Origin of the sequence: Candidatus Coxiella mudrowiae (assembly GCA_001077715.1) — a bacterium.
GTDB classification, from domain to species: Bacteria; Pseudomonadota; Gammaproteobacteria; order Coxiellales; family Coxiellaceae; genus Coxiella; species Coxiella mudrowiae.
In genome coordinates this window covers 1288426-1300450 of record CP011126.1, presented here as the reverse complement: position 1 = coordinate 1300450, position 12025 = coordinate 1288426, and the positions used below count along the sequence as shown (strand labels likewise).

Below are 12025 nucleotides of genomic sequence, written 5' to 3'. Positions count from 1 at the left end.
GTTGGAAGATCGAGAATTGCGTAAGGCTGGGCTTAAGGTAACGCTCCCGCGTCTTAAGATATTAAAAATTTTAGAAAGCGCCGATCCCCATCATATGAGCGCTGAAAATGTTTATCGCAAACTAGTAGACATGGGTGAAGATGTGGGACTTGCTACGGTGTATCGCGTGCTCACGCAATTCGAAGCGGCTGGGCTTGTAAAACGGCATAACTTTGAGGGTGGACATTCTGTTTTTGAAATGGACCAAGGAGGCCATCACGATCATTTGGTTTGCATCAATTGCGGTAAAGTGGAAGAATTCATCGACGAAATTATCGAAAGCCGCCAAAAAGCAATTGCTAAAAAATCCAAATTTAAAATGACCGACCATAATCTCACAATTTATGGTATTTGTCAGCCTTGCGAAGAACATTCCTTTATTGATAGCTAAAAAATCATTATTCGCATTTAAGCAAGATTTTTCGTGAGCAATTGTCTATTGAGTTATTTTGACACCACTCAACATTCACGCTAATTCTTCAACGTGTTCTTTGTGCTTTAAAGCCGTTGATGGTTGTTAAGACATCGGTTTTTGTCATAATTTTATTTACGTAAAGATAGTGGTGGCGCTGAGCAGCCACTTGGGGGTAAATGAGTAATGCATAACACTTCAGTTTTTCGCCTAATTTGCGAAGCAATTGATCTACTATTTCCGCCGTTTTACCGCCAACGCCTGTGTCGGCTTCATCAAAAATTAATGTGGGCGTCCCTTCTTTTTAGGCTGTAATAACTTGAAGAGCTAAGCTAATTCGGGATAATCCCCCCTGAGGCTACTTTTTGCAAAGGAAGCAGTTTCTGCCCAGGATTAGTATTGAGATGAAAAACAATTCTTTCTCTCCCCAAGCACGAAATTTCTTTTTCGCTTTCTTTAAAGCGAATAACGAAGCATCCACTGATCATTCCTAGCTGTTTCATTTTTTTTGGTAATTTAGTTTCCAAAATTTTAGTGGCTTCTTTCCAGCTTCTATTCAGTTTTTGAACGATTTTTTCATATTCAGATTTAATGCGGATTTTCTGATTTTTTAAATCCTGAATGCGTACTTCAAGAGTTTCGAATTTTTATACGGTGATAAAGCGATTTTTTTTTACATCAATTAATTCCTCATGACTAATATGATGTTTTCGAGAAAGGTCGTGCAAAAGAGATAATCGAAATTTCATAGTTTCTAGCTTTTCAGCACTTAAATCGAGTTGTTCGCAATAATGATTTAATTCTGTTCCGGCTTCTTGTAAATAAACAGCGGGGGGTATTTAACATTTCTCTGATAGCGATAAGCTGAGGGTCTTGGGTTTTAATTTCGTTTATACGATCAATAGCTTGCTGTAAAAGCATCGAAGCAGAAATTTCTTTATTCAGAACCGTGAGATCCATAGTTTGAATTAATTTTTCAACTAATGATTTTGCATTGTGAATTTTTTGATGCTGCTGACTCAGAATTTCCCATTCGTTTTCTTGTAATTTAGCGCGTTCTAATTCTTCATATTGATAACGCAATAAGGAAAGCTCGTGGTCGCGATTTTTCGCTTGTCTGTTGAGTTGATTTAATTCTGTAATCTTTTCAAGTAAATCTTGATATTGTGCGAAATTGTCTAACCATTGTAGCTAGATATGGTGCTTTAATAAATTTTGATGCTGATACCTGACCATGAATCCGTAAAATAAAAGAAGCAAATTCCTGCATTAATTCTTCAAGTGTGACCATCCCGATAAATAATTCGCCGTACTATGCATTCACTGTCGAAAAAAAATCATGTGTTTCAAGGCCAGGTTTGAGCTTCCGAATTATGGATAAGATCGAAACACAGACTAATATCACACTGTTCTGTGGAGGAACGGATTAGGGTAGTATCCGCTCATCGACCACCCAACGCTAAACCAACAGCATCCACAATAATAGACTTTCCTGTGCCCGTTTCACCCGTTAATACGGTTAAGCCTTTTTCAAAGTCAAGGGTAAGCATTCAACGATCGTGAAATTTTTAATATGAATATGCATTAACATGCTACACCTTCGAGGCGCGTCTTTCCCAGTCCAATTTACGACGTAATGTATCGTAATAATTGTAATCCGTTGGATGAATGAGGTGCAATAGGTGCTTATATTTATGAATGCAGATGCTTCCACCTGCTGCTAATACTACGCGCTGTTGTCCGTCGTTACTTACAGAGGGCGATATATCATTTTGGGAAGAAACATTTATTTTTATTTGGCTATGGGCTTGGACAACTATAGGACGGCTACTTAAAGTGTGGGGAAACATGGGTACTAAAGCGATGGCATCTAATTGCGGATATAAAATAGGCCCACCACCAGACAAGGCATAAGCGGTCGAGCCTGTGGGAGTAGTGACGATTAATCCATCGGCGCGCTGACTGCACACGAAGTCGTCGTTAATTGAAATATCGAATTCAATCATTTTTGCTACATCCCCTGGGAGCAGTACGACATCATTAAGTGCAATACCTTGAGTAATGATCTCACCTTCGTATTCTGTGGTCATTTCTAAAAGAAAGCGGGTTTCTTCCATATAATCCCCCTCCAAAATAGCATTTATTTTTAGGAACTCGTGGGGGGGGATATCTGTGAGAAAGCCAAGACGTCCCCGATTAATTCCTAGAACAGGAATCTTCTGAGGAACAGCAATATGTGCGGCATTGAGTAAACTTCCATCTCCGCCTACTACGATTAATAAATCTGCTTTTTCTCTTAATTGATTGGCTGACAGGACAGTTAAATTATGGTCGTTCATCATATGTGCAGCGTGTTCCTCAAGGAGAACGGTCCGATTTAAAGATAAAAGATATTCTTTTAGGGCCTGCAGGGTTTCTGGAGCCCCATTGACTCCTTTGCGTCCCATTAAAACGATCTGATGGAATGGTGGCTTTTTCATAAGAATTGAGGATAACTTTTTTAAAATAAGAAAGCTACAGATTATGTTTTCACAGCCAGAGAGCTCTAGGGATTTTACAGCATCTCATATTTTATTTAGTATTTGATCTCATATGACCGAGGAGATCCGAATGAGCAAAAAAGAGAAGACCGAATCTGGGCTTGAATCCCAAAACAAATGGGAAAAAGTATTAGAAAGCGAGGAAGAAAAAATAAAAGTAGAAGAAAATGCTTCTCAAGAGATAGAGCCGCATCGAGAGGAACTCGAATTTCCCAGCCACGAAAAGTTAGAGAGCCATCTCACTAGTCTGGAGCGAAAGTTAGATGAATATAAAAATCAATACATTCGCTCACAGGCTGAAATCGATAATTTACGTAAGCGGGCCGAACGGGATATTACAAACGCTATAAAATATGGTGGAGAGCGATTGATTACCGATCTTTTACCGGTTGTTGACAGTTTAATCCACGGTCTTGAAAGTCGAGAATCGAGTGATCCACATACCCAAAGTTTGCGAGAAGGGATGAGTTTAACATTGGATTTATTACACAAAACGCTCGAAAAGCACGGTGTTGAGATTATTGATCCTAAGCCTGGGGATCCCTTTAATCCTGCTTTTCATGAAGCCATGGCCATTGAAAAAGTGCCGAATGCCGAACCTGATACAATTGCTCAGGTGATACAAAAAGGCTATCAACTCAATGGCCGGGTATTACGAGCCGCACGAGTGTTCGTGGCAGCCTAAAATTTAAGGTTAGCTTAATATTTAAAGATAATGATAATATTTAAAGATTAGAATAGTTCATGAAAATCATCTCCCTTTTCGCGGGATGACGCTAAAACTAGATGAGATGGAATCTCTTCTGCATCGCAAGGCCCTGATTCAATTATTTCTGGTAGTGTTCATGATTTTGTACGCCGATGGATAGAATTTGTCTTGGGAGATGCCTATCAGCGTAGAAATGATGTGGAAAAATATTGGCAATTATTGGAAAATTTTCCCACGAAGATTTCCGTAAGTGACGTTGCCTATTTGGAGGGAAATTGGGTGGTAGATCGTACGGCCTTAACAAACATTCGCCTCCTCTTCGAGGAATGGAGAATACGATTGTGGCCACGTCGGAGGATCATGTTTCCCAGCCTGCCTATACCGACTTTAAAATGTTAACGAATTTTATCCCTTGAAATCCTAAACCCTGTCCCCACTTAGAGAGTAAGGCATCCTAAATTTCTGTTTTTGAGAATTTCTGTTTTTGAGAGGAAAGAGAATGGCTGAAACTATTGGTATTGATTTGGGCACCACTAATTCCTGCGTTGCAGTGATGGAAGGTGGAAAGGTAAGAGTAATTGAAAATGCCGAAGGTTCGCGCACCACGCCATCGATTGTGGCATATACCAAAGACGCTGAAATCTTAGTGGGTGCCTCCGCGAAGCGGCAAGCTGTCACGAACCCCGATCGGACTCTCTTTGCAATCAAGCGTTTAATTGGGCGGCGCTTTGATGATAATGTTGTCCAAAAAGATATCAAGATGGTGCCCTACAAAATTACTAAGGCCGATAACGGAGATGCCTGGGTGGAAGTGACTGGCAGAGACGGTCGTCCTGAAAAGTTGGCGCCACCGCAAATTTCCGCTCAAGTCTTAATGAAGATGAAAAAGACGGCAGAAGATTATTTAGGCCATCCGTTAACCGATGCAGTAATTACAGTACCGGCTTACTTTAACGATTCCCAACGTCAAGCGACCAAAGATGCGGGCAAAATTGCAGGTCTTAACGTTAAGCGTATTATCAATGAACCTACCGCTGCTGCCTTGGCCTATGGAATGGACAAGAAAAAAGGTGATCGTAAGATCGCTGTTTATGACTTAGGCGGTGGAACGTTTGATATTTCTATTATTGAAATTGCTGACGTAGATGGCGAACACCAATTTGAAGTCCTGGCCACGAATGGTGACACCTTCCTAGGAGGTGAAGACTTCGATCTGCGGTTAATTGATTATTTAGCTAACGAATTTAAGAAAGATGTAGGGGTGGATTTACATAACGATCCTCTGGCATTACAACGGCTAAAAGAAGCGGCTGAAAAAGCGAAAATTGAGCTTTCGTCTAGCCAACAAACAGATGTCAACTTACCCTATATCACAGCGGATGCTTCCGGTCCTAAGCATTTAAATATTCGTCTCACTCGTGCAAAGTTAGAATCCTTATTAGAAGATTTAATTGAAAAAACTATCGAACCTTGCAAAATAGCGATTAAAGATGCAGGACTTAAAGTTTCCGAAATCGACGATGTGATTTTAGTGGGTGGTCAAACTCGAATGCCAAAGGTCCAAGAAGCCGTTAAAGAATTTTTCGGCAAAGAGGCGCGTAAGGACGTTAATCCGGACGAAGCGGTGGCTATTGGTGCGGCTATTCAAGGTGCTGTATTGTCCGGCGAAGTAAAAGATGTGTTGTTACTTGACGTCACACCACTCTCCTTAGGAATTGAAACTTTAGGCGGAGTTATGACCAAGTTGATTGATAAAAATACCACAATCCCGACAAAGGCTAATCAAGTATTTTCAACGGCTGAAGATAATCAAACTGCTGTTACGGTTCATGTCTTGCAAGGGGAGCGCGAGATGGCTTCAGCGAATAAATCGCTGGGACGTTTTGACTTGACAGATATTCCGCCAGCGCCACGTGGTGTGCCGCAAATTGAAGTTACCTTTGATATTGATGCTAATGGTATTCTTCATGTCTCGGCGAAAGATAAAGCGACGGGTAAAGAACAATCAATCGTGATTAAAGCTTCGAGCGGTTTATCTGATGACGAAGTTGAAAAGATGGTCAAAGACGCGGAAGCGCATCGAGAGGCGGATCGTAAATTCCACGAATTAGTAGATGCGCGAAATCAAGCCGATATGATGATTCACACTGTTGAGAAATCCATGCGAGACCTAGGAGCAGAGGTTACGGCTGATGAAAAAGATGTCATCGAAAAAGCGATTAAAGAACTCAAAGAAGCAATGAAGGGAAATGATAAGGATACGATTAAGGCGAAAACGAAGGTATTAACCGAGCACTCTTCTAAATTGGGAGAACGTGCCTATGCTAAGAAGGGAGCTGCTGGAGCTCCTCCAGGCGGCGAAACAGGTCCCACGGAAACTCAAACGGAAAGTGACAGGAAGGAAGATGTCGTGGATGCTGAGTTCGAAGAAGTCAAAGACTAGAAGAAAAAAGAAGACGAAAATAATAGCGAAAAAACTTTACCATCATCCCGGCTCATCCCGGCGTAATCCTCACCCTGAGCGGCCGCCTCATCCCGCTATCACGAGGATCCCTCTCTACACTCGTGATGACACGGTAATTCGGGATGACGTGTTAAAAAACAGGATAAATAAAAAGACCACATGGCATCAAAACGCGATTATTACGAACTCCTTGGTGTCAGCCGCACGGCGACTGAAGCTGAAATCAAAAAAGCTTTCCGTCGCCTGGCAATGAAATACCATCCCGATCGAAATCCCCGAGATAAAGAAGCAGAGATGAAGTTCAAAGAAGCACGAGAAGCTTACGAAGTGCTTTCTGATTCCCGTAAACGGGCCTCTTATGATCAGTTTGGTCATGCTGGTGTAGAGCAAACTTTTGGAGGGAGCTCGGGAGGTTTCGGTTTTAGCGATCTCGGAGATATCTTTGGTGATATTTTTGGAGATATCTTTGGAGCGGGACGATCTAAACCTCGAGAACAACGAGGAGCTGATCTAGGTTATGATCTTATTCTTTCGTTAGAAGAAGTAGTTCACGGAATCACTCAAACAATTAAAGTCCCAACTTGGGTAACCTGCGGAACTTGTAATGGGAGCGGTGCTAAGAAAGGCACCAGTTCAGTTACTTGCCAACGCTGTGGTGGGAGTGGGCAAATGCGCATACAACATGGTTTTTTGCAAGTGCAGCAAACCTGCTCTGGATGCCGCGGAACGGGACGAATTATTAAAGATCTTTGCTCGGATTGTCAGGGTCAAGGTCGTTTTCAACAAACCAAGACGTTGTCCGTTAAAATTCCTCCCGGCATTGATACTGGAGACCGTATTCGCCTTGCCGGTGAAGGAGAAGCTGGCCTTTTTGGGGCGCCGCCGGGAGATCTTTATGTGCAAATTCGAGTAAAACCTCACCCTATCTTCCAAAGGGAAGGTAATGATCTTCATTCGGAGACGCCCATTGACTTCGTCACAGCCGCCTTAGGAGGGGAAGTTGAAATCCCTACGTTAGATGGGGCTGTACGATTAGCGATTCCTCCGGAAACACAAAGTGGAAAACAATTTTGTTTGCGAGGAAAAGGGGTGAAGGCATTGAGAAGTGGTGCAGTTGGGGATTTAATTTGTCATGTTACAGTCGAAACCCCAATAAAGTTAAATGCAGAACAGAAAGAATCCTTAAAATATTTTGCTAAGTTATTGGAAAAAGACGATAAGAATCATAGTCCGCATAGACGAAGTTGGTTTGATAGCTTAAAAGAGTTTTTTGCCGCTAAGTAAAAACTAGAAGTCAACCCCGCCACTTTTAAAAACTCCTCATCCCTCGCCACGCTCGGGATGAGGAGTTTTTTTCGGGATGACGAGGTTTTAACTTCCTTCCCATTCGCTCTAGAATCGCTTATCCTTGGACAAGTTTTGTTTCAGACTCAAAAAAGAGGTCCTGCTGCCACGATGAGCGATTTAAATCCGCTTAACGGGCGAAAGCCAGCAATTTTGTCATTAGCCGACGGCAGCTTGTTTTTTGGATACGCTATCGGAGCAGAAGGTCAAACTGTCGGGGAAGTTATTTTTAATACGACGCTGACAAGCTACCAGGAAATTTTGACAGACCCTTCCTATGCAGAACAAATTATTACTCTGACTTACCCTCACATTGGCAATGTGGGAGTCAATGCCGACGATCAAGAATCACATCGAATTTGGGCTGCTGGATTAATTATTCGTGAATTATCTCCTATAGCCAGTAATTGGCGCGCGGAGCAATCTCTTGAGAATTATTTAAAATCTGATGGAATTGTCGCCATTGCAGGAATCGATACTCGACGATTGGTGCGGCTGATCCGTGAACAAGGTGTATTGAATGGATGTATTATAGCTGGTGAAGACGTAGATGCTGATCAAGCCCTTGCATGTGCCCGTGCTTATCCTGGCTTAAAAGGTAAAGATTTAGCCCAAACAGCTTCAACAAGAAGAATGCAAACCTGGGTTGAGAGAACCTTAGCTCTTGAAGGCAGCCAAAAAATTGCACAGAAAAATAACTATCATGTTGTTGTTTACGATTATGGTTTGAAGCGGCAAATTTTGCGTTTATTGGTAGACCATGGTTGCTCGGTAACTGTAGTTCCTGCTCAAACACCCATAAAAGAGGTTTTGAATTTAAATCCCAGTGGGATCGTATTGTCAAATGGTCCGGGCGATCCAGCGGCTTGTGATTATGCCATTACTGCGATTCAAGAAATTTTAGAAAACGGTATTCCTTTATTAGGGATTTGCTTTGGTTTTCAGCTCTTGGCTTTAGCTTGCGGTGGTCAAACGGAAAAAATGAAATTTGGGCATCATGGTGCCAATCATTCCGTTCAAAATAGTACAACTGGGCGAGTTTATATCACCAGCCAAAATCACAGTTTTGCGGTGAATGAAAAAAATTTACCTGACACTTTGCGCGTGACTCACCGTTCTTTATTCGATGGGACCTTGCAAGGGATTTCACATAAGACAAAACCAGCGATTGCTTTTCAAGGCCATCCGGAAGCAAGTCCCGGGCCTCAGGATATGCGGGGGATATTTAAAGAGTTTGTTGAGTTGATAAGTGAGCGTGGACAATAAAATAACATGCCAAAGCGAACAGATATAAAAAGCGTATTAATTATTGGTGCAGGACCTATTATCATTGGGCAGGCCTGCGAATTTGACTATTCTGGGACGCAAGCTTGTCGAGCTCTTTGGGAAGAAGGTTGTCGTGTAATTTTAGTTAATTCGAATCCCGCCAGCATAATGACCGATCCAGATGTAGCAGATGCTACATATATTGAGCCTATCAATTGGGAAACAATTGCCAAAATTATCGAAAAAGAAAAGCCGGATGCGCTCCTACCAACCATGGGGGGGCAAACGGGTTTAAATTGCGCATTGGATTTAGCGCGAGAAGGTGTTTTAGAAAAATATAAGGTGCAGTTAATTGGTGCTTCCCGAGAAGCTATTGATAAAGCAGAAGATCGGGCTCTCTTTCAAAAAGCTATAGCTAAAATTGGTTTACAGACAACCTGTTCGGGCCTTGCGCACTCGATGGAAGAAGCTTGGGAAATCCTTGATAAAGTTGGATTTCCCGCGATTATTCGATCCTTTTTTACCTTGGGTGGAAGTGGGGGTGGCATTGCCTATAACAGAGACGAATTTTTAGAAATTTGCACCCGCGGCCTCGAATTATCTCCTACTAATGAAATATTAATTGATGAATCTATTGTCGGATGGAAAGAATTTGAATTAGAAGTTGTACGCGATAAAAAAGATAACTGTATTATTATTTGTAGTATCGAAAACCTTGATCCTGTAGGTATTCACACAGGAGATTCCATCACTGTCGCACCGGCACAAACGTTAACAGATAAAGAATATCAACGAATGCGAGATGCCGCTATTGCGATTTTGCGAGAAATCGGAGTAGAGACTGGCGGGTCTAATGTGCAATTTGCAATTAATCCTAAGGACGGACGAATGATAGTAATTGAGATGAATCCCCGCGTGTCACGTTCTTCGGCTCTTGCTTCAAAGGCCACGGGTTTTCCTATAGCAAAAGTCGCAGCCAAATTAGCTATTGGTTATTCATTGGATGAATTACAGAATGAAATTACTGGTGGTAGGGTTCCCGCCTCCTTTGAACCGACAATTGATTACGTTGTGACTAAAATTCCTCGATTCAATTTTGAAAAATTTCCCCAAACGCTGCCTCGCCTAACGACACAGATGAAATCAGTAGGTGAGGTGATGGCTATTGGTCGCACTTTTCAAGAGTCTTTACAAAAAGCCATTCGTGGTTTAGAAATAGGCGTTTGTGGGTTAGAACCTAAACTGGAGATTGAAGATTCCCAAATTGTCGATGAAGCGTTTCGTGAAGAGATTAGAAAAGAATTGCGCTTTGCCGGCCCTGAGCGGTTATGGTACGTCGCGGATGCTTTTCGAATGGGCTTTAGTGTTGAAGAAGTTCATTGGGATAGTCAAATTGACCCTTGGTTTTTGGTTCAAATAGAAGAATTGGTTCGTTTAGAAAAAGCAATAAAGAATAAATCTTTAAAAAAAATATCTCGCGAACAATTCTTTTATTTAAAACGTAAAGGATTTTCTGATAAACGTTTAGCTCAGTTATTAAAAACTACCGAAGAGCAAGTGCGGAATTATCGGCATAAATTAAAGATCCGTCCGGTTTATAAGCGAGTCGATACGTGTGCCGCCGAATTTGCTACAGATACGGCTTATCTTTACTCGACCTATGAAGAAGAAAATGAGTGCTTCCCAACGAAGCGAAATAAAATAATGGTGTTGGGAAGTGGACCCAATCGAATTGGTCAAGGCATCGAATTTGACTATTGCTGTGTACATGCGGTATTAGCTATGCGTGAAATGGGTTACGAAAGTATTATGGTTAATTGTAATCCCGAAACCGTTTCGACAGATTTTGATATTTCCGATCGTCTTTATTTTGAACCACTTACATTAGAGGATGTTTTAGAAATTGTAGCCGCTGAAAAACCAAAAGGCGTCATTGTCCAGTTTGGGGGGCAAACGCCTTTAAAATTAGCTAGAGCCTTAGCAAAAGCAAAAGTGCCTATTTTAGGAACACAACCGGATGCTATCGATCGAGCCGAAGATCGCGAGCGATTTCAAATGTTGATTCAAGAATTGAATTTACAACAGCCACCCAATGGAACTGTGCGCAGCGTTGAAGAAGGGTTACGTTTAGCAAAAGTATTTGCTTATCCATTAATCGTTCGTCCTTCTTATGTATTGGGTGGGCGAGCTATGAAAGTTATTTATAGTGAGAAAGAATTGACTCGTTATATGACTAAAAATGTTATCGTTTCCGAAGATGAACCTTTACTTTTAGATCGATTTTTGGATGATGCCATTGAGGTGGACATTGATGCAGTATGTGATGGTGAGAACGTTTTAATTGGAGGAATTTTGGAGCATATCGAGCAGGCCGGCATTCATTCCGGGGATTCCTCTTGCACCTTTCCACCTCATAGTTTAAGCACAAAAATCCAAGATCAGTTGCGAGAGCAAGTCCGGCTAATAGCAAAAGAACTCAATGTAGTAGGTCTAATTAATACCCAATTTGCAATTCAGTGGGATGAAATCTATGTGCTTGAAGTCAATCCTCGTGCTTCGCGGACAATCCCTTTTCTTGCAAAGGCTACAGGGGTTCCTCTTACTAAAATTGCAGCTCGTTGTATGGTTAATGTATCTTTGAAAGAACAGGCTGTGCGAGAATACATTCCTAACTATTTCTCCGTTAAAAAACCCGTTTTTCCTTTCAATAAATTTGCAGGTGTCGATCCCATTTTGGGGCCGGAAATGCGTTCTACGGGAGAAGCCATGGGGATAGGGGAGAATTTTGGTCAGGCTTTTGCAAAAAGCCAATTAGGGGGTGGAGATATTATTCCTCGAGAAGGGCGTGCTTTTGTGAGCGTTCGCGATGCCGATAAAGAGCGTGTGGTGAAAGTGGCTCGCGCCTTAGTGGATTTAGGGTTTGAGATTGTTTCTACTCGAGGGACTGCTAAGGTGTTACAAAATGCGGGAATTTTGTGTACCGTGGTTAATAAGGTCACTGAGGGTCGCCCTCACATTCTCGATATGATTAAAAATGACCAGATTAGTTTTATTATTAATACTACGGAGGGCGAGCAATCCATTGAAGATTCAAACGTTATTCGAATTAGCGCCGTCCAACACAAAGTATGTTACACGACGACATTAGCTGGGGGAGAGGCCACTGTTTTAGCCTTACAGGCGAGGAATTCCAATCATCTTCAGTCTCTGCAAGATCTTCATCGTCAAAGATGAGCAGATCTGCGCGTGAA

The 12025-nt window shown here is 41.9% G+C and carries 10 protein-coding genes; 6 read left to right on the top strand and 4 right to left on the bottom strand.

Translation table 11 applies throughout. The features are described from left to right. Nucleotide 1 precedes the first annotated feature (1 nt). Complete coding sequence (fur, locus tag CleRt_RS06095) at nt 2-430, top strand: ferric iron uptake transcriptional regulator (RefSeq protein ID WP_048875462.1); 429 nt, start codon at nt 2-4, stop codon at nt 428-430. A gap of 88 nt (nt 431-518) precedes the next feature. On the opposite strand, the gene CleRt_RS12235 is transcribed toward fur, so the two are convergent. The 4 genes from CleRt_RS12235 to CleRt_RS06085 all read right to left on the bottom strand — a co-directional run bounded on the left by CleRt_RS12235 (nt 519) and on the right by CleRt_RS06085 (nt 2931). Continuing rightward, nucleotides 519-677, bottom strand: coding sequence for a hypothetical protein (locus CleRt_RS12235; RefSeq protein ID WP_157870878.1), 159 nt, complete (start codon nt 675-677; stop codon nt 519-521). A gap of 536 nt (nt 678-1213) precedes the next feature. Then, on the bottom strand, nt 1214-1534 hold the full coding sequence (locus tag CleRt_RS12230; RefSeq protein ID WP_157870877.1) for a hypothetical protein: 321 nt from the start codon (nt 1532-1534) through the stop codon (nt 1214-1216). Nucleotides 1535-1893: 359 nt separating this feature from the next. Further along, a complete protein-coding gene (locus CleRt_RS12225) occupies nt 1894-2001 on the bottom strand; it encodes an AAA family ATPase (protein ID WP_235378920.1) in 108 nt (35 codons plus the stop codon). 42 nt (nt 2002-2043) lie between these two features. Next, nucleotides 2044-2931 (bottom strand): NAD(+) kinase, encoded by an 888-nt coding sequence (locus tag CleRt_RS06085; protein ID WP_048875461.1) that lies wholly within the window; start codon nt 2929-2931, stop codon nt 2044-2046. 130 nt (nt 2932-3061) lie between these two features. On the opposite strand from CleRt_RS06085, the gene grpE reads away from it, so the two are divergent. The 5 genes from grpE (at nt 3062) to carB (ending at nt 12008) form a co-directional block, all read left to right on the top strand. Further along, on the top strand, nt 3062-3676 hold the full coding sequence (gene grpE, locus CleRt_RS06080) for a nucleotide exchange factor GrpE (protein WP_048875460.1): 615 nt from the start codon (nt 3062-3064) through the stop codon (nt 3674-3676). 523 nt (nt 3677-4199) lie between these two features. Further along, the gene (dnaK, locus tag CleRt_RS06070) at nt 4200-6143 is read left to right on the top strand and encodes a molecular chaperone DnaK (protein WP_048875458.1); all 1944 of its coding nucleotides are present in this window, start codon (nt 4200-4202) and stop codon (nt 6141-6143) included. Between the two features lie 180 nt (nt 6144-6323). Further along, on the top strand, nt 6324-7448 hold the full coding sequence (gene dnaJ / locus CleRt_RS06065) for a molecular chaperone DnaJ (RefSeq protein WP_048875457.1): 1125 nt from the start codon (nt 6324-6326) through the stop codon (nt 7446-7448). Nucleotides 7449-7619: 171 nt separating this feature from the next. Then, nucleotides 7620-8774, top strand: a complete 1155-nt coding sequence (gene carA, locus CleRt_RS06060) for a glutamine-hydrolyzing carbamoyl-phosphate synthase small subunit (RefSeq protein WP_048875810.1) — start codon at nt 7620-7622, stop codon at nt 8772-8774. A gap of 6 nt (nt 8775-8780) precedes the next feature. Next, on the top strand, nt 8781-12008 hold the full coding sequence (gene carB, locus CleRt_RS06055) for a carbamoyl-phosphate synthase large subunit (protein ID WP_048875456.1): 3228 nt from the start codon (nt 8781-8783) through the stop codon (nt 12006-12008). Nucleotides 12009-12025 lie beyond the last annotated feature (17 nt).

Coding starts and splice junctions, on each gene's coding strand:
- dnaK (WP_048875458.1), top strand. CDS start 4,200: ATGGCTGAAACTATTGGTATTGATTTGGGCACCACTAATTCCTGCGTT.
- grpE (WP_048875460.1), top strand. CDS start 3,062: ATGAGCAAAAAAGAGAAGACCGAATCTGGGCTTGAATCCCAAAACAAA.
- carB (WP_048875456.1), top strand. CDS start 8,781: ATGCCAAAGCGAACAGATATAAAAAGCGTATTAATTATTGGTGCAGGA.
- dnaJ (WP_048875457.1), top strand. CDS start 6,324: ATGGCATCAAAACGCGATTATTACGAACTCCTTGGTGTCAGCCGCACG.
- CleRt_RS06085 (WP_048875461.1), bottom strand. CDS start 2,931: ATGAAAAAGCCACCATTCCATCAGATCGTTTTAATGGGACGCAAAGGA.
- CleRt_RS12225 (WP_235378920.1), bottom strand. CDS start 2,001: ATGCTTACCCTTGACTTTGAAAAAGGCTTAACCGTATTAACGGGTGAA.
- carA (WP_048875810.1), top strand. CDS start 7,620: ATGAGCGATTTAAATCCGCTTAACGGGCGAAAGCCAGCAATTTTGTCA.